The sequence below is a fragment of the Collinsella sp. CLA-JM-H32B genome (assembly GCF_040098065.1).
Lineage (GTDB): Bacteria > Actinomycetota > Coriobacteriia > Coriobacteriales > Coriobacteriaceae > Collinsella.
In genome coordinates this window covers 24,816-48,001 of the sequence record NZ_JBBNNA010000004.1, presented here as the reverse complement: position 1 = coordinate 48,001, position 23,186 = coordinate 24,816, and the positions used below count along the sequence as shown (strand labels likewise).

At 58.3% G+C, this 23,186-nt stretch carries 17 protein-coding genes and 6 tRNA genes; all 23 read right to left on the bottom strand.

Annotated features, from left to right (window positions below):
* Positions 1-306 precede the first annotated feature (306 nt).
* Complete coding sequence (gene nrdD / locus AAA138_RS03975; protein WP_195239173.1) at positions 307-2,529, bottom strand: anaerobic ribonucleoside-triphosphate reductase; 2,223 nt, start codon at positions 2,527-2,529, stop codon at positions 307-309.
* A 622-nt stretch (positions 2,530-3,151) separates the two neighbouring features.
* Positions 3,152-3,226 (bottom strand) — tRNA-Val (locus AAA138_RS03970).
* Positions 3,227-3,229: 3 nt separating this feature from the next.
* Positions 3,230-3,305, bottom strand: a tRNA-Gly gene (locus AAA138_RS03965).
* A gap of 130 nt (positions 3,306-3,435) precedes the next feature.
* Positions 3,436-3,511: transfer RNA gene (locus AAA138_RS03960), tRNA-Gly, on the bottom strand.
* A 42-nt stretch (positions 3,512-3,553) separates the two neighbouring features.
* Positions 3,554-3,627 (bottom strand) — tRNA-Cys (locus AAA138_RS03955).
* 35 nt (positions 3,628-3,662) lie between these two features.
* Positions 3,663-3,738, bottom strand: a tRNA-Gly gene (locus tag AAA138_RS03950).
* A 105-nt stretch (positions 3,739-3,843) separates the two neighbouring features.
* On the bottom strand, positions 3,844-4,590 hold the full coding sequence (locus tag AAA138_RS03945; protein WP_022094395.1) for an anti-sigma factor antagonist: 747 nt from the start codon (positions 4,588-4,590) through the stop codon (positions 3,844-3,846).
* A gap of 81 nt (positions 4,591-4,671) precedes the next feature.
* Positions 4,672-7,017, bottom strand: a complete 2,346-nt coding sequence (locus AAA138_RS03940) for a SpoIIE family protein phosphatase (RefSeq protein WP_349089653.1) — start codon at positions 7,015-7,017, stop codon at positions 4,672-4,674.
* Between the two features lie 59 nt (positions 7,018-7,076).
* A tRNA-Leu gene (locus AAA138_RS03935) sits at positions 7,077-7,166 on the bottom strand.
* Between the two features lie 591 nt (positions 7,167-7,757).
* Entirely contained in the window at positions 7,758-8,786 is a 1,029-nt protein-coding gene (locus AAA138_RS03930; RefSeq protein ID WP_022094888.1) for a dipeptide ABC transporter ATP-binding protein, read from the bottom strand.
* Positions 8,786-9,877 carry an ABC transporter ATP-binding protein gene (locus tag AAA138_RS03925; protein WP_022094887.1) on the bottom strand — a complete coding sequence of 364 codons (1,092 nt, stop codon included), beginning with the start codon at positions 9,875-9,877 and terminating at the stop codon, positions 8,786-8,788. The genes AAA138_RS03930 and AAA138_RS03925 overlap by 1 nt, the downstream gene beginning before the upstream one ends.
* 2 nt (positions 9,878-9,879) lie before the next feature.
* Positions 9,880-10,815, bottom strand: coding sequence for an ABC transporter permease (locus AAA138_RS03920; protein ID WP_035138881.1), 936 nt, complete (start codon positions 10,813-10,815; stop codon positions 9,880-9,882).
* 14 nt (positions 10,816-10,829) lie between these two features.
* A complete protein-coding gene (locus AAA138_RS03915) occupies positions 10,830-11,867 on the bottom strand; it encodes an ABC transporter permease (RefSeq protein WP_138339839.1) in 1,038 nt (345 codons plus the stop codon).
* A gap of 156 nt (positions 11,868-12,023) precedes the next feature.
* Positions 12,024-13,700, bottom strand: coding sequence for an ABC transporter substrate-binding protein (locus tag AAA138_RS03910; RefSeq protein WP_238022910.1), 1,677 nt, complete (start codon positions 13,698-13,700; stop codon positions 12,024-12,026).
* Between the two features lie 291 nt (positions 13,701-13,991).
* Complete coding sequence (gene secG / locus AAA138_RS03905) at positions 13,992-14,246, bottom strand: preprotein translocase subunit SecG (RefSeq protein ID WP_006236144.1); 255 nt, start codon at positions 14,244-14,246, stop codon at positions 13,992-13,994.
* A gap of 164 nt (positions 14,247-14,410) precedes the next feature.
* The gene (gene gpmI, locus AAA138_RS03900) at positions 14,411-15,964 is read right to left on the bottom strand and encodes a 2,3-bisphosphoglycerate-independent phosphoglycerate mutase (RefSeq protein WP_217108459.1); all 1,554 of its coding nucleotides are present in this window, start codon (positions 15,962-15,964) and stop codon (positions 14,411-14,413) included.
* Between the two features lie 5 nt (positions 15,965-15,969).
* Positions 15,970-16,737 carry a triose-phosphate isomerase gene (gene tpiA / locus AAA138_RS03895; RefSeq protein WP_022094882.1) on the bottom strand — a complete coding sequence of 256 codons (768 nt, stop codon included), beginning with the start codon at positions 16,735-16,737 and terminating at the stop codon, positions 15,970-15,972.
* Complete coding sequence (locus tag AAA138_RS03890) at positions 16,730-17,920, bottom strand: phosphoglycerate kinase (protein WP_006236149.1); 1,191 nt, start codon at positions 17,918-17,920, stop codon at positions 16,730-16,732. Before AAA138_RS03890 ends, tpiA begins: the two co-directional genes overlap by 8 nt.
* Before the next feature lie 140 nt (positions 17,921-18,060).
* Positions 18,061-19,086: a type I glyceraldehyde-3-phosphate dehydrogenase gene (gene gap / locus AAA138_RS03885; RefSeq protein ID WP_022094880.1), complete on the bottom strand. Its 1,026-nt coding sequence runs from the start codon at positions 19,084-19,086 to the stop codon at positions 18,061-18,063.
* 193 nt (positions 19,087-19,279) lie between these two features.
* On the bottom strand, positions 19,280-20,209 hold the full coding sequence (whiA, locus tag AAA138_RS03880; RefSeq protein ID WP_035138886.1) for a DNA-binding protein WhiA: 930 nt from the start codon (positions 20,207-20,209) through the stop codon (positions 19,280-19,282).
* Positions 20,210-20,215: 6 nt separating this feature from the next.
* On the bottom strand, positions 20,216-21,136 hold the full coding sequence (gene rapZ / locus AAA138_RS03875) for an RNase adapter RapZ (protein ID WP_022094878.1): 921 nt from the start codon (positions 21,134-21,136) through the stop codon (positions 20,216-20,218).
* Positions 21,137-21,237: 101 nt separating this feature from the next.
* Positions 21,238-21,924 (bottom strand): N-acetylmannosamine-6-phosphate 2-epimerase, encoded by a 687-nt coding sequence (locus tag AAA138_RS03870; protein ID WP_022094877.1) that lies wholly within the window; start codon positions 21,922-21,924, stop codon positions 21,238-21,240.
* 140 nt (positions 21,925-22,064) lie between these two features.
* A complete protein-coding gene (locus AAA138_RS03865) occupies positions 22,065-23,030 on the bottom strand; it encodes an ROK family protein (RefSeq protein ID WP_349089652.1) in 966 nt (321 codons plus the stop codon).
* Positions 23,031-23,186 lie beyond the last annotated feature (156 nt).

Sequence of the window (23,186 nt, the reverse complement as noted above, 5' to 3'; positions counted from 1 at the left end):
ACGAAGCGAACATCGAGCATAGGGTTCGAGGTCCAATAAAAACTGGGTTGCGGCTCAACCGCCATCACAAGTAAATCGCAGCTGCAGCTCGAATTATTTCCGCTAAGAACTTCGAGGAGTGAGCAGACCGCATGCTGCATCTCAGCTACGTCAACTTGGCTGCCCCGTAGCGAGGCCCCGGACCTTTACTCGATATGAGTTCCGCACGAACAGGAGGCGCCAGTGGCGCCTCCGTCGTGAGCCAGGACTGTCCGAAATAGCGAGTAAAGGTCCGGGGCCTCGCTACGGGGCAGCCTGGGATAGTTATTAGAGATGCAGCACGCGGTCGCGGATCTCCTCGGTTCGACCCTGGTTCCAGAACTGGGTACCGATGTAGCCGCACGTACGACGAGCGACATTCATCTTCTCCTGGTCACGGTTGCCGCAATTGGGGCACTCCCACACCAGCTTGCCATCGTCCTCGACAATCTTGATCTCGCCGTCGTAGCCGCACACCTGGCAGTAGTCGCTTTTGGTGTTGAGCTCGGCGTACATGATGTTGTCGTAGATGTACTGCATCACGCGAATGACAGCCTTGAGGTTGTCCTGCATGTTGGGAACCTCGACGTAGGAGATGGCACCGCCCGGCGAAAGCTGCTGGAACATACCCTCGAACTTGAGCTTGTCGAATGCGTCGATCTCCTCGGACACATGGACGTGATAGCTGTTGGTAATGTAGCCCTTGTCCGTCACGCCCGGGATAATGCCAAAACGGCGCTGCAGGCACTTAGCAAACTTGTAGGTCGTCGACTCAAGCGGGGTGCCGTACAGCGAGAAGTCGATATCGCTTTCGGCCTTCCACTCGGCGCACTTGTCGTTCATGTGCTGCATGACGGCCATGGCAAACGGCGTGCCCTCCTTCTCGGTGTGGCTGTGACCCGTCATGTACTTAACGCACTCATACAGGCCGGCATAGCCCAGGCTGATCGTAGAGTATCCGCCCACGAGCAGCTTGTCGATCGTCTCGCCCTTCTTCAGACGCGCCAGGGCGCCGTATTGCCAAAGAATCGGCGCGGCGTCAGAAAGTGTACCCATCAGGCGCTCATGACGGCACAGCAGGGCACGGTGACACAGCTCAAGGCGCTCATCGAAGATCTTCCAGAACTTGTCCATATCCTGGTGCGAGCTCAGTGCGACATCAGGCAGGTTGATGGTCACAACGCCCTGGTTAAAGCGACCATAGTACTTGGGCTTGTTCGGGTCGTAGTTCAGCGCGTTGGCAACGTTGTTAAAACCGTTGCCCGAACGGTCGGGCGTCAGGAAACTGCGGCAACCCATGCAGGTGTAGCAATCGCCGTTGCCGGCGGTCTCGCCCTTAGACAGCTTGAGCTCGCGCATCTTCTTCTCGGAGATGTAATCGGGCACCATGCGCTTGGCGGTGCACTTGGCAGCCAGCTGGGTCAGGTAGAAGTACGGGGAATCCTCGTGAACGTTATCGTCCTCGAGTACATAGATAAGCTTGGGGAATGCCGGGGTAATCCACACGCCGGCCTCGTTCTTAACGCCCTCGTAGCGCTGGCGAAGCGTCTCCTCCACGATCATGGCAAGGTCGTGCTTCTCCTGAGGCGTACGGGCCTCGTTAAGATACATAAAGACCGTCACGAACGGCGCCTGGCCATTGGTGGTCATAAGGGTCACGACCTGATACTGAATCGTCTGGACGCCGCGACGGATCTCGTCACGCAGGCGATCCTCAACGACCTCGCGAACCTTTTCGGGAGATGCGGAAACGCCGAGCTCCTCGAGCTCGCGGGCGACCTCGCCACGAATCTTTTGACGGCTCACCTCAACAAAGGGGGCAAGATGGGTCAGCGAGATGGACTGGCCGCCGTACTGGGAGGAAGCAACCTGGGCGATAATCTGCGTCGCAATATTGCAGGCGGTCGAGAAGCTGTGCGGCTTCTCAATCAGCGTGCCCGAAATAACAGTGCCGTTCTGGAGCATGTCCTCCAGGTTCACCAGATCGCAGTTGTGCATATGCTGGGCAAAGTAATCCGAATCGTGGAAATGGATCAGACCCTCATTATGGGCATCCACGATCTCCTGAGGCAGCAGCACGCGCTGGGTCAGGTCCTTGGAAATCTCGCCAGCCATATAGTCGCGCTGAACGGAGTTGACGGTCGGGTTCTTGTTGGAGTTCTCCTGCTTGACCTCTTCGTTATTGCACTCGATCAGCGACAGAATCTTGTCATCGGTCGTGTTCTTCTGGCGCTTCAGGCTCTGAACATAGCGATAGATGATGTAGTGGCGGGCAACCTCGTAGCAGTCGAGACGCATGATCTCGTCCTCGACCAAATCCTGGATCTCCTCGACCGAAACGGTGTGGCCCGCGTTCTCGCATGCCTCGGCGACGTTTTGCGCCGCATAAACCACCTGGCGGTCGGTTAGACGAGAGCTCTCCTCGACCTCCAAGTTAGCGGCGCGGATGGCATTGACAATCTTATCGATGTCAAAGACAACCTCGGTGCCGCTGCGCTTGATGATCTTCATCCTCTTGCCTCTTTCGCGTCGTAGCCTCATTGCGCTTCAGAGCCAAACGATGCCCGGCAGGGCTTGCCCCTGTCTTACGGCGCCGTCGCGCAATCTGTGTTCTCGATAAACCATAAGCCTCTATGCGGACATTCCCAGGAGCCGATCAAGCGGCTCAAGGACACGTTCAAAAGAGGCAATTAAGGTCTTCGTTCTCTGTCCGCCATCTATCATACGACAAAGATGCATCTATATCCTGTATTCTTTTTTTAGGTCAAACACAACATATAGTGTTTCAGCAGGTCAAAGCAATTAGTCATTTTGCAGACGCATTATAAATGAGGGGTATTTGACAAGTCGGTAAAACGTTACCAACACGGCTACCTGCATGGCAGCTATAAAACCCCCTTAGTCAAGCCACTGACAAATCCTACTAAAACCAAGCCACTCACGCCAAAAGAATCCAAAAGATTATGCTTGACCAACATGTTGCGGTCACGCTCGGCCAGGACGTATGCAATCTGCCGGCACCCCTACGGGACACGAAGACCATCGCATACAGACCTTGGATCAAAATTTGCTGGCATGTTTGGCGGCATAAAACAAAACAGTCCAGAAGCAAAGCCTCTGGACTGCGAACATTTGGTGGGCGTTAGAAGATTTGAACTTCTGACCTCTTCCGTGTCAGGGAAGCGCTCTCCCCCTGAGCTAAACGCCCAAATGGAGCGGACAACGGGGCTCGAACCCGCGACCCCAACCTTGGCAAGGTTGTGCTCTACCAACTGAGCCATGTCCGCCTGCGAGGATTTAATATACGGGATGATCCACCCGAATGCAAGAACTATTTTCCAATAATTTGAAAAAAGTTCGAGCCAATGTGATGGGTACGAAAAAGCCCGGCTACCGTAGTAGTCGGGCTGTTGCGCTTGGAGCGGACAACGGGGCTCGAACCCGCGACCCCAACCTTGGCAAGGTTGTGCTCTACCAACTGAGCCATGTCCGCATATGTAAAACAAAACGGGCGCCGGAGCGCCCGGATGTTGCCTGGAGGCGAAGCCCGGATTCGAACCGGGGGTAAAGGCTTTGCAGGCCTCTGCCTTACCACTTGGCCACTTCGCCGAAAAAGGACCGCTTGAGACGGTCCGGAAATGCAATGGAGCGGACAACGGGGCTCGAACCCGCGACCCCAACCTTGGCAAGGTTGTGCTCTACCAACTGAGCCATGTCCGCTTGCGGGTTATTAATTTACGCGAGTTGTCCTAAAGACGCAAGTACTTTTTTCAAAAAAGTTGCTCAAAGCAAGTTCATGCAGGTAAATAGCGCCAAGCCAAGACCCTAAGCACACGATTCCAATGCTGAGCTAAACAGCTTCACCATCCGAACACGTGTGCCGGCGCCATCTGTACGACGGGCAACTTCCACATTATCGACGAGCATACGCATAAGCTTGATACCGCGTCCGCGTTCCTCGGATGTTACCGGTTCGCTCGCCCCATCGATAGAATAGCCAGCGCCCCGATCAAGCACCTCGAGCACAACACGGTCCCCATAGGCCTGAACCGTCAGGATGCAGCCAACACCGCCCGCATGGTCATATGCGTTACCCAATGCCTCACCCAACGCCAATGCGACGTCATAGCGCTCATCACGCCTCAGGGGAAGCGATTCGAGGAGCTCGGCCACACGATGCCGATAATACGGGAGATTCTCGATGCCTCGCTGCACTTCGACGCTCTTGCTCCATCGCGGCAACTCCCCCACCGGAATGGCGGGAATCGACTCCCGCGCCGGGCCCGCGACATGAAGGATGTCAACAAGTCGGGCAATTTCCAAAAAGCGAACGACCTCATCGGAGGCGTTAACGAGCGAAAGCAGCCCCTCATGCCTCATAAGCTCTCTAGCACGTGTAAGCAAAAACGCCAAACCCGTCGAGTCGATAAAGCCCACGGTCTGGCAATTGATGACAACACGACGCACGCCCCGGTCGATCAAATTATCCAACCGTCGGCGCAGTGCGGGCACCGAGGCGATGTCGATATCGCCCGGTGGCGTCAAAACCGCTATGTCATTCCACTCATTCATACGACCATGGTTCCCCAAAAGAGCTCGCTCGATGCACACGTATCTGCAACCGCGCAGATTTCGCCCGTCAGGCGTCGTGACCTACGATCGACCCCGTAAAAACTCAAGGGAAACCAGCGCGATGTCATCGTCCAGCGCCGACTCGGTAAAGCGGTCAAGCTCGCCCAAGACCTTGCCGCAGATTCCCGATACGCCCTCACCCGAGACAGAGAGCAGAAGGTCGCGAAGGCGTTGTTCGCCAAAGAAAGCACCCGAGCGATCACGTGCTTCGATTGTTCCGTCGGTATACATAAATAGCATGTCACCAGGAGCGAATGTAAACACGCCCGTCTCGTAGACCATGCTCTCAAAGGCACCGATCACGCCCGATTGGCACCCAAGGAGCTCCACTTCTCCCCCGCAGGTCTCGCCGCCGCCACGCGGCGTCGACGACGGCCTAATGACCATAGTGGGAGGATGTCCCGCAGAGCAATAAGTAGCGCGGCCCGCTTTAAGATCGATCTTGGCGATAAACGCCGTCACAAACGTCTCGACCCTCGAAAAGCCCATGAGCATGCTATTGAGCGAGCGTGCCATACGGGCAGGCCCTGCACCCTCCCAGGCATAGGCCGTCAGCGCCGTCTTGACGAGCGCCGACATCGACGCCGCCTCAATCCCCTTGCCGGATACATCGCCCAAAATCATTACGGCACAATCGTCGGGAAGACGGACAAGCGTATAGAAGTCGCCGCCGACCAACGCAGAATTCGTTGCCGATAGGTATACCGAATCGGTTGCAATGCCCGGAACGTCACCAAGCGAATTTCTCATGCCAATCTGAAGCGTCTGAGCGATATGACGCTCTTCGCGCTTTTGAGACTCGCCTTCATAGATCAGCTCAAAGTCATGCGCCAGATGCACCAGGTAGTCGTATTCAAGGTCGTCAATTGGTTCTTGGCTGCCATCGCGGAGCAGCAAAGCGCGCCTCGTCGGCCCCTTGGCGATATCAGCGGGAACAATCGCATCGTTGCTTCGTTTGCCATCCGCTTCCGAGTGGTAGCGCCCCGCTTCGATGCCGGAGTCGACATAAAGCCCCTGACACGGTAGGCCGTGGGCCCTCAACCATGAACCCATAGACGTGGATTCGTCCACACGTGTAAGGCGCACGTGCTTGAGGTCGTCAGCGCTCGTCCCGCCCAACACCGATGTCTCAAACCCGTCGGGGGCTGCCCCCAGGCGCGCTGCTGGCGCCGTGACAGAAAAGAAGAGTGACTCCGGATCGTCCGGCAGCGCCACACGACTGCCGCCCTCAAAATCGATGACATAGGTTTCGAGGCCCGCATCATACTCCACGGGGCAGAAATGACAATTGAGCACCGTGCAGATTTCCGTCGACACCGCTCGCGAGGCGGCAACGGGATCATCGAGATAGGTAAACAGTTCGTCGCGCAGCAAATTGAGCGAGCGGCCGAGCTCCGCCGTGCGGCGCGAACGTAAGCTCGACGCCATGCCGACCAGCTGAATAGACAGATAATCGCAGATGACCTCGAGCACGTTCACGTCATAGGCAAGTGGCGCCTGGGGGCGTTTCCAGCCAACTTCCAACACGCCAAGGACCTGCGTGCCGTAAAACACGGGAAGACAGATCTCGCTGCGATACGGGGGCATATCCTGCACGCGCAGCAAGTGCTTGGAACGATTGTCCAAATCCATGAACATACCCGAAGCAACCCGGTCGCCCTCAAGGTCCTGCTGAATCGACAGGCGACAGGCACGCGACTCGCGAAGCACGTAGGTCGGAATGCCCGCGCCGTACGGCATAAACTCGGGCAGATAGCTATCCTCAAGCTCCCTAGAAACACCGCGGAGCTTAAAGCCGCCGCTCTCGGAAAAATAGATAGCCGCACCGGAGGCATCGAGCGTTCCAACGAGCTGATTCAAAACGGTATCGAGCAAGCTGGGGAGCTCATCGGAGCCCACGGTACTCATAATGACCGAAAGGGTACCCGAAAGGCGTTTATTCGCCACCCTAAGCTCCGATAGCGCACGTTTGAGCTGACGATCGTGGGAATACTGCTCTTCGATGCTGTGAAGCGCCACCAGGACACGCGGTGCACGACGTCCAAAGATACGCGGAGGCGTAACGGAACCTGCGCGAACCAAGACGGGAATAAAGGAGCCGTCACTCAGCTTGAGCATCAGTTCGTTCTCGGAGCCATCAGTTTCAAATGGCAGACGATGTTCCGTCGCACGTTCAAAAGCGGACGAGTACAGGACGTCTTTAACATCTCCACCGATGACGTCGGCGCGTTCCTCGCACATCAAACCAAGTAAGCGATTATTCACATGCAGAATGGTTCCGTCGAGCTCGCAGATGATGACAGCATCGCTCGTGATCTCGACTAGTTGGGCAACGTCTGCCCACTCGTTGCGTTCAAGCGTTTCCATCGTGGACCCCACCGTCTATCGGTAACAAAAAAGCCTCCGAAGAGGCTTCTCAAATGCGATGGTGTCGGAGGCGGGACTTGAACCCGCATGACCAAAAAGCGGTCACTAGCACCTCAAGCTAGCGCGTCTGCCAATTCCGCCACTCCGACATGCTATGTTGTTGATTCACGGTTCGTTTTGTCGGACCCGCGCGTTCAACGAGGAAGATAATAACCTATGATTCGAGAACTGTGCAAGCACTTTTTTGAAAAAAGTTTACGAATTTGTAAATGAGCAGGTAGATCTATATTTCCGGTCCCGAATCGGTGTTGCCTCCCGGCGCGTCCTCGGGCATGAGCGATATTTTGCTACGCACTTCGTGCTGCAAAATATCGCTCCCCCTGCGGAATGCGCCGGGAGGCAACACCGATTCGGGACCTGCAAATACGTACTTCAGGCACAGTTCTCAAACATGTTCTGAGGGCTGATACAAATTTAGCGGCTCGGCTTTGCCGAGCCCTTATATAAGGAGGCCGGAGCTAAAGCTCCGGCCTCGCTATCTTTCCCATTAGATTAAGTGAGCGATCAAGGAATCGCGCTCCCCCTGCCGAGTTACCGCAGGGCCCGCCCTGTTGTTACTTTTCAGAACATCCCGCAGGACGGAGGAAGCCCCGCAGCGCGCAGCGCGCAGCGGGACTTCCGACATGTCCGAGGACGTTCTGAAAAGTAACAACAGGGCGGGCCCGGACGAAAACAACCGACTACAGGTCGATGTGCGATTCCTTAATCGGGAACGGCTCGGCGAAGTGGCACGCGCAGCAGTGGCCCGGGGCAACTTCCTTAAACTCGGGAAGCTTCTCGGAGCAGATGCCCTGCGCGATCGGGCAGCGCGTGTGGAAACGGCAGCCGGTCGGCGGATCCAGCGGCGACGGCGGATCGCCAGCGAGGATGATGCGCTTGCGGGTCTTCTGGATATCAGGATCGGGAACCGGCACGGCAGACAGCAGCGACTGCGTGTACGGATGGTGAGGCTCGCTGTAGAGCGTCTTCCAGTCCGAAACCTCAACCATCTTACCCAGATACATAACGGCAACGCGATCGGAAATGTGCTGCACGACGGACAGGTCGTGAGCGATAAACAGATACGCGGTACCGAACTTGTCCTGGAGCTCCTTAAGAAGGTTCAGAACCTGGGCCTGAATGGATACGTCAAGTGCAGAGACAGGCTCGTCGCAGATAATCAGCTTGGGCTTCAGAGCGAACGCGCGGGCGATGCCGACACGCTGGCGCTGGCCGCCCGAGAACTCGTGCGGATAACGGTTGATGTGCTCGGGATTCAGACCGACGACGTCCAGCAGCTCGCGGACGCGCTCGATACGCTCCTCCTTGGTACCCACGCCATGAATGGTCATGGGCTCGGAGACGATCTCGCCGATGGTCATACGGGGATTGAGCGAAGCATAGGGATCCTGGAAGATGAACTGCATCTCGCGACGCATGTCCTTGATCTCATGCTTGCTCATCTCGGCAACATCTTTACCCTGGAAGAACACCTTACCGGCGGTCGGCTTGGTCAGGCGCATGATGGTGCGACCCGTCGTGGACTTACCGCAACCAGACTCACCAACCAGACCAAAGGTCTCGCCCGGATAAATCTCGAACGAAATGTCATTTACTGCAGAGACAACACGCTTGGAGAAGCGCTTGGCGAACATGCCGGACTCAGCGGGGAACTCCTTAGAGAGGTGCTCGACCTTCAGCAGCGGAGTACGCTCGTTGGTATCTGCCATTACGCCTCGCCTCCCTTCTTGGAATCCTTGCGCGTACGGGACGTCTCAGGAGCGTTCTTGAGGAACTCGGGGTCACCGGAGTAGTGGCACGCAGAGTAATGACCAGACTCGGTGACAACGCGCTCGGGGCGCTGCTTGCGGCACTTGTCCGTCGCATAGGGACAACGAGGCGAGAACACGCAGCCCTCAGGCAGGTTCATGAGCGAAGGCGGGTTGCCGTGAATCGGCGTAAGCGGCTTCTTCTCTTCGATGGCCTGCTCCGGGATGGAGCGGATAAGGCCCCAGGTGTAGGGGTGGCGACTCTCGTAGAAGATTTCCTCAGCAGTACCGAACTCGACGGGACGGCCGGCGTACATAACCATGATCTTATCGGCCATATCGGCAACGACGCCCAGGTCATGGGTAATCATGATGATGGCGTTGCCGTTCTTCTCCTGCATTTCCTGCATGAGCTCGATAATCTGAGCCTGAATGGTAACGTCCAGAGCCGTCGTGGGCTCGTCGGCAATCAGGATATCGGGATCGCAGGCAAGAGCCATAGCGATCATGACACGCTGACGCATACCGCCGGAGAACTGGTGCGGATACTCATTGACGCGCTTCTCGGGCTCGGGGATACCCACGAGGTCCAAAAGCTCGGTAGCGCGCTTGAGCGCCTCCTGCTTGGAGTAGCCACGGTGCAGACGAAGGCCCTCGCCCACCTGCTTGCCGATCTTATAGACCGGGTTCAAGGAGGTCATGGGATCCTGGAAGATCATCGCGATATCGTTGCCGCGAATGTGCTGCATCTCTTCCTCGGTCATTTCGAGGATGGAGCGGCCGCGATAGCGAACGTCACCGCCCTCGATCTTTCCCGGAGGCATCGAGATGAGGCCCATGATGGTCATGGCGGTCACGGACTTACCGGAGCCGGACTCACCGACGACGCCCAGGGTCTCGCCGCGATCGAGCGTGTAGGAGACACCGTCGACAGCGCGAACAACGCCATCCTCGGTGTGGAAATACATCTTAAGGTCATCGACCTCGAGCAGATGCTGGCCCTCAGGAACCGGCTGGTCCTTCAGGTCCACATAGTTCTTGTTCTTCTTCATCCTTATGCGTCCTTCATCTTGACGTCGAGGGCGTCGCGCAGACCGTCACCCAGCAGGGTGAAGGCGAGCACCGTCGAGAGAATTGCCAGACCGGGCATGATCATCATCCAGGGAGCGGTCAGAAGATACTGCTGACCGTCCTGAATCATGGAGCCCCACGAAGGCGTAGGCGGAATAACGCCCATGCCGAGGAAGGACAGAGCGGACTCGGTCAGAATGGCGCCACCAATGTTCATGGTCGCGTAGACCACGATGGAGGCGACGGAGTTCGGGAAGATGTGACGTACGACGATACGAGCATCGGATGCACCCATCGCGCGCGCAGCATCAACATAGTCATTTTCCTTGACCGTCAGGATCGCGGATCGGAAGACGCGCGCAATCGAAGGCCAGCCGAGAATACCGATGGCGATAAAGACGTTCTGAAGGCCACGGCCGATAACGGCGATCATGGCGACAACGAACAGCACGTACGGGAACGCCAGGAAGATGTCCGCACAGCGCATGATGATCGTATCCCAGATGCCGCCGTAGAAACCGGCCAGAGCACCCATGACCAGACCAATTAGCGTGGAGATCGCGGTGGCCATAATTCCGACGGACAGCGAAACGCGCGCACCGTAGATAACGCGGACGAGAATGTCGCGACCAAGGGCGTCGGTGCCAAACGGGTGCTCTGCACACGGAGCCAACAGCGACGTCTCGGCCATAGTGGTCGAGTCGGAAGCCGTCGGGGAACCGAGCCAGGGCTTAGCCCACAGATCTGCAGTCAGGGCAACCACAACGACGATGATGATCCAACAGACACCGATAACGGCGAGTTTGTTCTTACGAAGACGCTTAAAAGCGTCGCCCCACAGCGTGCGGGACTTCGCGGGAGCAGATGCGGCCTTGGTGGCGGTAGCCTGCTCCTGAGACTGAGAATCAGTTTCCTGCATGAGACGTACCTCCCTTAGGCCTTATCCGACGGACCGCCAAGGCGGATGCGCGGGTCGAGGAATGCATAGCTAATGTCGACGAGCAGGTTGATCACCATGACGACGACAACGATGAGCGTAACGCCGCCCATAACGATGGGCCAGTCACGCATGCTAATGGCGCGATAGACCTCATAGCCGATACCGGGCCAGTTAAAGACCGTCTCGGTCAGGATGGCGCCCGAAAGCATGCCGCCAAAGTCGACACCAATATAGGTAACGACGGGGATGAGTGCATTCTTAAGCGCATGCTTGACGATGATCGCGCGATTGGAGAGACCCTTGGCCTTTGCCGTACGGATGTAATCCTGGTTCATGACGTCAAGCAGCTGCGAGCGCATAATGCGGGCGGCGTAAGCGGTCGAAACCGAAGCCAGCGTAATGGTCGGAAGCACATAGTGCATCCAATCCTGATACTGAGAGCTGGAACCGCCGGCACCCGAGATCGGCATGGAGATTGCACCGCCCGTGGCGTCCTTGAGGATGACGCCAAAGAACAGCTGCAGCAACATACCGAGCCAGAAGGCCGGGACCGCAACGAGGATCGACGTGGTGAGCGTTACCAAAATATCCCAGAAGGAATAACGCTTTACCGCCGAAATGATACCCGCACCGATACCCATGATTGCCTCGAGCACGATGGCGCACGCGGCAAGTTTGATCGTATACGGATACTTCTGGGCAAAGATATCCGTAACCGGTAGCTTGCGCTGATACGAATTGCCCAGATCGCCATGAAGCAGGCCGTTCATGTAATACAAGTAACGGTCCACGAGCGACGTTTGAACGGGATCGCCGTTCTCGTCAAGGATCGCGTTGCCGTCCTCGTCCGACTGGACCAGGTGATAGCGGACGCGAAGCTGAAGCTCCACCTCGGGGGACAGAGCCTTGTCTCCACCGATCAGCTTGATCGGATCTCCCGGCACGATATTCTGGAGGGCGAACAGAATCAGCGTAACGCCCAAAAACACCGGGATGAACTGAAGCACACGTTTAACGATGTACTTACCCATACCACTCCCCTATCTAGGGATTAACCTAAATGGGATGCCGATCGCCAGACCGGCATCCCAAAATTACCATCAGCCAGTTTACCCCAGGTTAGGGAGAACTGTATGTTTCCCATGAGGTCTACGTAAATACTTGACCCTCACGGAAGCTGCAAACTCTTAGGCGAGCTCAGCGGTACCCAGCTCGGCATGCTTCTGCGGATCGACATAGAGGTGCTTGATGCGATCGGAGCCGACGATGGTGTGCGTGTAGAACATCACCGGGATGACCGGGCAGTCGGCAGCGACCATTGCATCGGCCTCCTGCATCTTAGCGACGCGCTCCTCGTCGTCAACAATAGTACGAGCCTCGTCGACCTTGGCGTCGAACTCGGGGTTGCTGTAACCAGAGCGGTTGTCGCCACCGAGGGAGTCGGAGTGGAACAGCGGATACAGGAAGTTGTCCATGATCGGGTAGTCGGCAATCCAACCCAGACGACCGAACTGATAGTTAAAGTTCTGATACTGCTCGAGCAGGGCAGACCACTCGGGGGTATCGGAGACAGCGGTAACGCCAACCTTGGCGAGGTCGCCGATGATGGACTCCATGATCTCCTTGTGACCGCCGTCCTGGTTGTAGGAAAGGGTCACGCTAATGCCACGATCCCCGTTAGCGCCAGCGGGAGCAACCTTGTCGAGGTACTCGTTAGCCTTGTCGACATCGTAGGCGCAGAACTCCCATGCGCCCTCCTTGTAGCCATCGATGCCCGGAGGAACAATGCCGTCGGCAGGGGTACGGGTACCCTTGAAGATGGTCTTGCAGATGGCCTCACGGTTGATGGCCAGGGAGATGCCCCTACGCAGGTCGGCGTTGTTGAACGGCTCGGCCGTGGTGTTGCAGGTCAGATAGTACGTGGAAGGCTCGGCGCCGAGCAGCATGCGCTCGCCGTCACCCATGGTGTAGCCGTCCTTGGACACGCCGCGATCCTTCTTGGCGGCATCGATCTGAGCAACGGGAACGTCGCAGACATCGAGGTTACCGGCCTGGAACTCCTTGTAAGCAGTCTCCATGTCCTTGATGACCTGGAAGTGGATGCCATCGATCTTGGCCTTGTCGCCATAGTAATCGTCGAACTTCTTGAGGTTGATCTCCTGACCATCCTCCCACTTGCCGTCCATCATGAACGGGCCGTTACCGACCGGTGCAAGATAGAAGCTCTTGACATCGGACTCGGCGCACTCGGGAACCGGGGCCAGAGCCGGGTGAGAGGCGACGAAGGGGAAGTCGGCGTAAGCGGAAGACAGCTTGACGACGAGGGTCTCATCGTCGGGGCAAGTAACACCGCTGAGCTCGGTAGCGTTACCGGCAAGCAGGTCGTCATAGCCCTCGACCATAGAAAGGTGATAGGAGACCTCGGAAGGGCCGTACTCGGTAGCGATGGCCGACTTGGTGTTGACCAGACGCTCCCAACCGAGCTTGAAGGACTTGGAGGTAACGTCGTCACCGTTGTGGAACTTGGCCTTCTTGATCTTGAAGGTGAACTCGGTGGCGTCGTCGTTGGCCTCAAAGGACTCGCAAGCCAGCGGAACGATCTCGCCCTTCTCGGCGTCATAAGAGGTCAGAGCATCAAAGAGCTGGTACTCGACCTGAGTGCCCTGGTCCTCCTGGACGTTATAGGGGTCGATGCAGACCGGGTTGTTGATGTAGAAGTTCAGCGTCGAACCGGACTCAGAACCGGAAGCGTCGCCGCCCTTCTTGCCGCATGCGGCAAGAAAAGCCATGGAGCTCGCAGCAAGGGTACCGCCGACAAAGGCGCGACGACCCATAACGGGCTGGTGGAACATAGAATCAGCCATGCCATCCTCCTTATGAGATAGGACAAAGTAAGTTCGGTCGGGCAACGTCAAGACAGCCCAATCGAACCATTCAAACGCGGTCCGCCGTTTTGGCTGGTTATACAAAGCGGACCAACGTATTGCAATACAGTAGCGCATTTTATGCACGATTTGGGGCTAATTCCGGTTAACGGTCGAGATTTTCTTTAGTTGGGCGAAGTATATGAGGATATTTTGACTCTGTTACAAATATGTAAACAAAAAGGGTCCCGCACTTGCGGGACCCTTTTCAAGTATTTATGCAGCTCGTGATTAGTAGCCCACGATGCCCTGCGGGAAGAAGAACATGCACAGCACGACGCACACGGCAAACACGACAGCCATGATGACGGTCAGGCGGTCAAGGTTCTGCTCCATGACGCCCGTGGCAGAGCTGGAGTTATACAGCGAGCTGGCAATCATATCCGAAACGCCGGTACCCTTACCGGAATGCATCAGGACGAGAATCGTCAGCGCCACGGCAGAAACAGCCCAAACGACAAACAGAAGAATCTGGAACGGACCCATAGATAAGCTCCTTAATAGAACAGTTCAAACTCCAGTACTGTACCACAATCCCCCGCTCTCCCCTACCTGCCACTCAAGGACGGGGTGGAAATGGCAGAAATACCAAAAAGGGGGTTGTCCGGTTGTGGACAACCCCCTTACTAGAAAACGGTATTTGTTTTCTATTAGGCCTCGGTGGCGAGCACGCGGCCCGTCATCTCGGCGGAAGGCTCAATACCAGCCATGGTGAGCATGGTCGGAGCGATATCGGAAAGACGGCCGTCCTCGATACCGGTGAGCTGTGCCTTCTCATCAACAATGATGAACGGCACGCGGTTGGTGGTGTGAGCCGTAAACGGATGCTTGGAACCGTCGGAAGCAACGTCAAACATGTGATCGGCGTTACCGTGGTCGGCGGTAATCAGCGCAAAGCCGCCCTTGGCGAGAATCGCCGGGACAACCTTGGACAGGGCATCGTCAACAGCCTCGACGGCCTTAACGGCGGCGTCGAAGACACCGGTGTGACCAACCATGTCGCAGTTCGCGAAGTTCACGATGTAGAAATCAGCGCGATCCTCGTTGATGGCGGCGACAAGCTTCTCGGTCACCTCGGGAGCGCTCATCTCGGGCTGCAGATCGTAGGTAGCGACCTTGGGGGAAGCGACGAGCACGCGCTCCTCGCCCTCCTTGGGCTCCTCGATGCCGCCGTTGAGGAAGAACGTCACGTGGGCGTACTTCTCGGTCTCGGCGGTGTGCAGCTGCTTCAGGCCATTGGCGGCGATGACGTCGGCCAGGACGTTCTCGGGGAACGTCTTGGGGAAGGCGACCTCGACGTCAAACGTCGGATCGTACTCGGTCATCGTCACAAAGTGCGAGAGCTTGATCTGCTCGCGCTCAAAGCCGTCGAACTCCTTGTCCGTGAACACGCGGGTCATCTGACGTGCGCGGTCGGGACGGAAGTTGAAGAAAATAGCCGCGTCGCCCTCGTGGATGCCCTCGTTGTGGGCAGCGAAGGGCTCGACGAACTCGTCGCCGCGCGGGTCCTTCTCGTAGTAGGCCTTGATACCGGCAACGGGGTCGGTATCAGCATCGGACGCGTTGACCATGACGTCGTAGGCGCGCTGGATGCGCTCCCAACGGTTGTCGCGGTCCATCGCCCAATAACGACCCGAGACGGTGGCAACGCGAGCGTCGCAACCGGTCTCCTCGGAAATCTTGGCCAGGAAGGCGCAGAACTCACTCATGTAACCGGCACCGGACTGCGGGTCGACGTCGCGGCCATCCATGAAGGCGTGGACGCGAACGGTCTTGACACCATGCTCGGCAGCCATCTTGACCAGAGCCTCGACGTGGTTCATGTGGGAGTGAACGCCGCCAGGGCTCATAAGGCCCATGAGGTGGAGAGTCTTGCCGTCAGCCTTGACATCGTCCATGGCCTTGACGAAAACCTCGTTCTTGGCGATGGAGCCGTCCTTGATGGCATTGTTGATGCGCGAAAGCTCCTGGAACACGATGCGACCGGCACCGATGTTGAGGTGACCCACCTCGGAGTTGCCCATCTGGCCGTCGGGAAGGCCCACGTCCTCGCCCGAAGCACCGAGCGTGGTGTGAGGATACTTCTCGTACAGGCCATCAAGGAAGGGCGTCTTGGCAGCGGCGACGGCGTTCTCGCCATCGGCCGGAGCAAGGCCGCAGCCGTCCATGATAATCAGGAGTGCAGGAAGATGACGTTGTGCCATATGTCCTACTCGCCTGCCTTGACGACCATAGAGGCGAAGTCGGCAGCCTTGAGCGAAGCGCCGCCCACGAGGGCGCCGTCAACGTCGGGCTTGGCGACGAGCTCGGCGATGTTGCCGGGCTTGGCGGAACCGCCATACAGCACGCGGATGCCGTTAGCGAGCTCCTCGCCGAACATCTCCTTGAGGGTCTCACGGATAGCACCGCAGACCTCCTGAGCGTCCTCGGCGGTAGCGGTCTTGCCGGTGCCGATGGCCCAGATGGGCTCGTAGGCGACGACGACCTGCTTGGGGCAGGTGATCTCAAGACCAGCAAGGCCAGCCTTGACCTGGTTCACGACGTGCTCGACATAGGTGCCAGCCTCGCGGACCTCGAGGGACTCGCCGCAGCAGAAGACGGGAACAAGGCCGGCGGCAACGAGAGCCTTAGCCTTCTTGTTCTGGTCCTCGTCGGTCTCGTGGAAGTAGTCGCGACGCTCGGAGTGACCGATGATGCAGTAGGTGCAGCCAGCGGACTTGAGCATGTCGCAAGAGGACTCACCGGTGAAGGCACCCTTGGCCTCCCAGTACACGTTCTGTGCACCGAGGGCGATGGGGGCAGCCTGAATGCGGTCATGAACCGTGGTGATGTCGATGGTCGGAGGGCAGACGAGCACCTCGACGCCAGCCGGAACCTCGGGCAGAGCCTGAGCCAGCTCGTCGGCGAGCTTGGCAGCCTCGGCGACGTCGTTGTTCATCTTCCAGTTACCAGCGATAAGAAGGGTGCGATTAGGCATCGAGAAGCGCCTCCACTCCGGGCAGGGCCTTACCCTCGACGAGCTCCATGGAAGCGCCACCACCGGTGGAGATCCAGCTCATCTTGTCGGCCAGGTTGAACTTGTTGACAGCTGCGACAGAGTCGCCACCGCCGATGATCGAGGTGCAGTCGGCCTCGGCGACAGCCTCGGCGATAGCCTGGGTGCCGTGAGCAAAGTTGTCGAACTCGAAGACGCCCATGGGGCCATTCCAGAACACGGTCTTGGCGCCCTTGACGGCCTCGGCGTAGAGCTCCTCGGTCTTGGGGCCGATGTCCATGCCCTCACGATCGTCGGGGATAGCGTCGGAAGCGACAACCTCGGGGACAGCGTCCTCGCCAAAATGATCGGCAACGCGGTTGTCGATGGGGAGCAGGATCTTGACGCCCTTCTCCTCGGCCTTCTTGAGCATCTCGCCAGCGCGCTCGACCCAGTCCTCTTCCTTGAGGGACTGACCGACGGACAGGCCCTGAGCCAGGAAGAAGGTGTAGGCCATACCGCCACCGATGATCAGGGTGTCAGCAGAGTCGATGAGGTGATCGAGAACGCCGATCTTGGAGGAAACCTTGGAACCGCCGACGATGGCGACGAAGGGGCGCTCGGGCTCGGCGAAGATGCCGGTCAGCGTGTCGACCTCCTTCTCGAGCAGGAAGCCGGCGACGGCAGGCAGGTAAGCGGCGGGGCCCACGACGGAACCCTGGGCGCGGTGAGCGGTGCCGAAGGCATCGAGAACGAAGACGTCACCATAGGAAGCGAGCTTCTTGGCGATCTCGGGGTCGTTCTTCTTCTCACGCTTGTCGAAACGGACGTTCTCGAGAACGAGGACCTTGCCCGGCTCGACGGCAGCGACAGCCTCGGCAGCCTTCTCGCCGTAGGTGTCGGCGACAAAGGCGACGTCGAGACCAGAGAGCTCGGCGAGCTTCTTGGCGACAGGCTCGAGGGAGAGCTCAGGCTGGAAGCCGGTGCCCTCGGGGCGGCCGAGGTGGCTCATGAGGATGACGCGAGCGTTGTGCTCAACGAGGTAGTTGATGGTGGGCAGGGCAGCCTTGATACGGGTGGTGTCGCCAACGACGCCATCCTTGATAGGCACGTTGAAGTCAACGCGGACGAGAACGCGCTTGCCGTCGACATCGATGTCGCGGACGGTCTTCTTGGTAAAGGCCATGTTTGCTTCTACCTTTCGTACGTGTCTGCCTCCCATTACGGCAGACGATTTCCTATAAAAAGGGCGCGACCCTAGGGTGTAAGCCCTATGAGGCCGCGCCCTTCTTTAGACGCTCAACGAGCTATTCGCTAAAAGCTAAATTAAGCAACGAACTTCTCGAAGTACTTGATGGTGCGGACCATCTGAGAGGTGTAGGAGTTCTCGTTGTCGTACCAAGAGGTGACCTGAACGAGGGTCTGGCCGTTGCCGAGATCAGAGCACATGGTCTGAGTGGCGTCGAAGATGGAGCCGTGGGTCTCGCCGATGATGTCGGTGGAGACGATGTCGTCCTCGTTGTAACCGAAGGTCTCGGAGATGGTGGCGGCGTAGGCCTTCATAGCAGCGTTGACCTCGTCGACGGTGACCTTCTTGTCAACGACAGCGTAGAGGTTGGTGATGGAGCCGGTCGGCGTCGGGACGCGCTGGGCGGCACCGATGAGCTTACCGTTGAGCTCGGGGAGAACCAGGCCGATAGCCTTGGCAGCACCGGTGGTGTTGGGGACGATGTTAACGGCGCAGGCACGGCTACGACGCTTGTTGCCCTTGCGCTGCGGGCCGTCGAGCGGCATCTGGTCGCCGGTCCAGGCGTGAATGGTGGTCATGATGCCGGACACGATGGGAGCGAAGTCGTTCAGACCCTTGGCCATCGGGGCGAGGCAGTTGGTGGTGCAGGAAGCAGCGGAGATGATGTTGTCCTCAGCGGTCAGCGTCTCATGGTTGACGTTGTACACGATGGTGGGCAGATCGCTGCCGGCCGGAGCGGAGATGACGACCTTTTTGGCGCCAGCGTTGATGTGGGCCTGAGCCTTAGCCTTGCTGGTGTAGAAGCCGGTGCACTCGAGAACGACGTCGACGTCGAGGTCGCCCCAAGGCAGGTTGTTGGCGTCGGCCTCCTTGTAGATCTTGATCTCCTTGCCGTCAACGGTGATGGAATCCTCGCCAGCAACGACCTCGTGATCGCGAGCGTAGTTGCCCTGCGTGGAGTCGTACTTCAGCAGGTAAGCGAGCATATCGGGAGAGGTGAGGTCGTTGATAGCGACGATCTCGGAGCCCTCATGACCGAACATCTGACGGAAAGCCAGACGACCGATGCGACCGAAGCCGTTAATAGCAACCTTTACTGCCATTGTGTCTCCTTTCGTAAGGCCCCCGCGAGCTACAGCGCCCGCCGTTGAGGCCCACAAACTAACCACTCGCCTAATATACCTTTTTTTTGACTTGAATTTCACGAGAATGCTCGAAATTGAAAATCAAATTTACGTTAAAACGTTTTAAAGAGTAAAACAGCAGTTCAATCCCTATATAAGCAGTTTCGCTCAACTACCTGTTTGCTTCAATGAGCTTTTCAAGCCTCAAAACGCGATGGTACAGGGCAGACTTCGACAAGGGAGGGTCAGCCATCTCGCCCAGATCGCGCAGCGACAGATCGGGATAGCGCTCGCGCAGGTCGCAAAAGACTGCCAAGGCGTCCGGAAGCGTGTCGCGCAAACCCCGCTGCTCGAGCTCATCGATCAACGCAAGCTGATGCTGAGCGGCACCCGCACTTCTGGTCTGATTGGCCAGTTCGGCGTTCACGCGACGGTTCACATCGTTCTTAACCAACTTGACCGCGCGCGCCTCCTCAATCTCGGCAACGCTGCGCTTGGCGCCGACCAGCTTTAGGAGCTGCTCGATCTCCTCGGCGCTCTTAATGTAGACGGCAAAGGACCCGCGCCGCGCGTTAACGCGCGCATGGACCCCAATCTGCTCCAATAGATCGCAAAGGCCCCGGGCATACTGCTCGCCCTGCACCGCGATCTCCAAATGAAAGTCGCCGCGGGGATCGGCCACGAAACCGCCGGCGATGAGCGCGCCGCGAATGTAGGCAAGCCTGCAGCAGGGACGGGCAACGATGTGCCGGGGAACACCAGCTACGAGCCCTCCCCTGCGGTCGAGAATGCCCAGCAGCACCAGAGCCTTGTCCAGGTCGGGCTGATCGGGCAGGGTAATGAGATAGTTACGGACCTTATGCAAGACCGATTTACGAACGGTAAATTCCGTTTTGAGCTTAAGGATGCGATGCGTCAGCGTGATCATCGTGCGCGCGACGGCACCCGTCTCGGTCGCGACCGTCAAACGATACCGCCCGGAGCCGGCCAGCGAAAGTGTACCGCTCACACGCGTCAGGGCGGCAAGCGTCGACAAATCGCAGTATTCACATTCGGGTTCGCAGCGCGCGAGCTCGTCACGCACCTCGGCGGTAAACGACATGCAGGCCTATGCTTTCGTGTTGGCGCGCGACAGGTCGCGATGGGAAATGCTCACGTGATACTGGGCGCCTTCCAAATAACGTGCCGTGGCCTCGGCGATGGCAACGCTGCGGTGTTGACCGCCCGTGCAACCGATGGCAATAGAAAGCTGTGGCTTGCCCTCCGCGATATAGCCGGGCATGACCGTATCGAGCAGCTGCGTCCAGGCCTTCCAGAACTCCTGGGTCTTGGGATGGTCCAGAACAAAGTCAGAGACTTTCTTATCGAGACCGGTCATCGTGCGCATCTCGGGATCGTAGAACGGATTGGGCAGGAAGCGAACGTCGATCATAATGTCCGCCTCGACGGGCATACCGTGCTTAAAGCCAAACGAGAACACGTGAACGTCCATGAGCTGCTGGTCGGACAACTCGGAGAACGCCATGCGCAATTTGTTGCGCAGAGCAGAGGTGCGCAAGCGGCTCGTATCGATGATCATATCGGCTCGATCGCGCACACCCTGCAGCTGCAGACGCTCGCGCTGAATCGCATCGGCCGTAGTCTCCCCCGGCTTGGCAATGGGATGGCGGCGGCGGTTTTCGCTATAACGACGGATCAGCACCTCGTCAGAGGCCTCGAGAAACACGATGTCACAGCTCATCTCGCGCTCCTCGAGCGCGGCAACGGCATCGAGCAGCTCATCGAACAAGCCCTGGCTGCGCAGGTCGCAGGTGACGGCAAGATGCCTGCCCACGCCCGTATTGATGCCGACGAGTTCGGCAAGCTGGGCAATCAGACGCGGAGGCAAGTTGTCGATGCAAAAGTAGCCCATGTCCTCGAACACATGCATGGCCTGCGTTCGGCCCGATCCGGACATTCCGGTGATGATGACGATATCGGGGATGCGCTCCGAGCGCTCCGCCGCATCCATGGCATCTCCCTTTTGCATGTGCTGCCTCCTAAAAACAAGCGCGGGACCCAGCAACCCGGATCCCGCGCGGTCAATTGCCTTTAATGAGTATACCGCCCTGAGCGGATACGAGGTCCGTCTTACGCCTCAAGCGCGGCTTTGAACCAACTCGTAATACTCGTGGGGTGCGTAATGGCAGTGCCCACGACAACTGCCCAGGCGCCCGCATCAATCGCAGCGCGGGCCTCCTCGGGCGTGTGCACGCGGCCCTCGCAGATGATGGGAAGGCCGGGAAATTCCTCGGTCGCCTGGCGCAGGAGCGGCAGATCGGGACCGTCGGCCATGGTGCAATCGATAGCGGCAACACCATGAGAAAGCGTGGTGGACACCAGGTCAAAGCCCATGTCGACAGCACGACGAATATCCTCGATGGTGGCACAGTCGGCCATCAGGAGCACGCCCTCCTCGTGCAGCGGACGGAAGGTGTCCTCGACGGTCTTGCCATCGGGACGTGGGCGATCAGTGGCATCAATTGCCACGATGTCGGCACCGGCGGCAACGCAGGCGCGAGCATGACGCAGCGTCGGCGTGATGTAGACGCCCTCGTGTCCATCTTTCCACAGGCCGATGACGGGAACCTCGCAGCGGCCCTTAATGGCGGCGATGTCGGCAAGACCCTGGCAGCGAATAGCGGCGGCGCCACCAAGCTCGCAGGCGCGAGACATCTGAGCCATGGTCTCGGGCGTACGAAGCGGCTCGCCCATATAGGCCTGAACGCTCACGACGAGCTTGCCCTTTAGGGACTGGATCAAAGGATCAACGGTCATGTTCGACTCAACCTTTCTCAAAACAGCCTTCTGAGACACCGCACCTTGACGTTCAAACCGTCGCTCGCATACCAAAGTACGCTTCGCTCCTCTTTCACGTCAATCTGCGGCACCTCAGAAGGCGCACTTGGTAGTTATGTTTACTTCAACGACGCAAGAAGGTGTTCGGCGGCACCGATAAGCGGCGCGTCGCCCTCCAGAGAACCGATGAGGATCGGCGTGTCCTGAAGCGGGTCGAGCGCCTGGCTGGCATAGCCCTCGTGCACCGAGTCCTTCCACGTCTGCGAGCGCCAATCGGGACCCTGGTGAATCACACCTCCCGAAAGCACGATGACCTCGGGATCCAAGATGTTGGCAAGCGAGCCCAAGCTGGCGCCCAGCGCAAAGCCGGCGTCATGGATGACCTCGGCCGCCTTTGCGTCGCCCGCACGGCACAGGTCGTTCACATCGCGACCGACCGAAGGACGGCTGGGGTCGACGCGACCAAAGCGCTCATCGTACATACGACCAATGGAAGTGCCCGAAGCAACCGACTCAAGATGACCAGAACGTCCGCAGGCGCAGGGAATGCCGGCAGCAGCCGAGCACTCGATGTGGCCCATATGGCCGGCAGCACCATGGAAGCCCTGCATCACGCGGCCGTTCTCGACATATGCGCCGCCGATGCCCGTACCGATGCCAAGGCACAAGACGGAGAACTTGCCCTTACCGACGCCCCAGTGGGCCTCGCCCAGAGCATGAGCCTGCACGTCTCCCACCACGGCAACGGGAAGACCAAGGTCCTCGCGCAGGCGCGGCCCCAACTGAACGCCGGACCAGCCGGGCATGATCTCGTTGGCATACGCGATGGCGCCCGTCTTGGGATCGACGACGCCTGCGGCACCGATACCGACACCGAGGACCTCGACATCGGGATTCGCCTCAAGAGCGGCCTTGATGGACGCCTCGATACGCTGGAAGACGGCCTCGCCGCCCTCCTGGGCCTCGGTAGGAACCTCGGCCTCAAATACGGGATGGGGCACGCTGCCGTCAGCCGGGTACTCCATAATGGCGGTCGCGATCTTAGTTCCGCCGATGTCGACAGAGCAGACGTACTTGTTCTCCATGTCGCTCTCCTTAGGAGATAAAAACAACTACAGGAAATGCGCCGTCAGACTAGCCGCCACAGCGCGGTAAAGGTTTTCCAGGTGCCCGAGGTTGGGGTGAAAGTGGTCAGGCGTTGACCTAATGGGTCACGCCCGACCACTTGAGCCCCAAGATCG

Bases quoted from the DNA above. Each gene is read 5' to 3' on its own strand.
- nrdD (WP_195239173.1), bottom strand. From the start codon at position 2,529: ATGAAGATCATCAAGCGCAGCGGCACCGAGGTTGTCTTTGACATCGAT.
- AAA138_RS03945 (WP_022094395.1), bottom strand. From the start codon at position 4,590: ATGAATGAGTGGAATGACATAGCGGTTTTGACGCCACCGGGCGATATC.
- AAA138_RS03940 (WP_349089653.1), bottom strand. From the start codon at position 7,017: ATGGAAACGCTTGAACGCAACGAGTGGGCAGACGTTGCCCAACTAGTC.
- AAA138_RS03930 (WP_022094888.1), bottom strand. From the start codon at position 8,786: ATGGCAGATACCAACGAGCGTACTCCGCTGCTGAAGGTCGAGCACCTC.
- AAA138_RS03925 (WP_022094887.1), bottom strand. From the start codon at position 9,877: ATGAAGAAGAACAAGAACTATGTGGACCTGAAGGACCAGCCGGTTCCT.
- AAA138_RS03920 (WP_035138881.1), bottom strand. From the start codon at position 10,815: ATGCAGGAAACTGATTCTCAGTCTCAGGAGCAGGCTACCGCCACCAAG.
- AAA138_RS03915 (WP_138339839.1), bottom strand. From the start codon at position 11,867: ATGGGTAAGTACATCGTTAAACGTGTGCTTCAGTTCATCCCGGTGTTT.
- AAA138_RS03910 (WP_238022910.1), bottom strand. From the start codon at position 13,700: ATGGCTGATTCTATGTTCCACCAGCCCGTTATGGGTCGTCGCGCCTTT.
- secG (WP_006236144.1), bottom strand. From the start codon at position 14,246: ATGGGTCCGTTCCAGATTCTTCTGTTTGTCGTTTGGGCTGTTTCTGCC.
- gpmI (WP_217108459.1), bottom strand. From the start codon at position 15,964: ATGGCACAACGTCATCTTCCTGCACTCCTGATTATCATGGACGGCTGC.
- tpiA (WP_022094882.1), bottom strand. From the start codon at position 16,737: ATGCCTAATCGCACCCTTCTTATCGCTGGTAACTGGAAGATGAACAAC.
- AAA138_RS03890 (WP_006236149.1), bottom strand. From the start codon at position 17,920: ATGGCCTTTACCAAGAAGACCGTCCGCGACATCGATGTCGACGGCAAG.
- gap (WP_022094880.1), bottom strand. From the start codon at position 19,086: ATGGCAGTAAAGGTTGCTATTAACGGCTTCGGTCGCATCGGTCGTCTG.
- whiA (WP_035138886.1), bottom strand. From the start codon at position 20,209: ATGTCGTTTACCGCCGAGGTGCGTGACGAGCTCGCGCGCTGCGAACCC.
- rapZ (WP_022094878.1), bottom strand. From the start codon at position 21,136: ATGCAAAAGGGAGATGCCATGGATGCGGCGGAGCGCTCGGAGCGCATC.
- AAA138_RS03870 (WP_022094877.1), bottom strand. From the start codon at position 21,924: ATGACCGTTGATCCTTTGATCCAGTCCCTAAAGGGCAAGCTCGTCGTG.
- AAA138_RS03865 (WP_349089652.1), bottom strand. From the start codon at position 23,030: ATGGAGAACAAGTACGTCTGCTCTGTCGACATCGGCGGAACTAAGATC.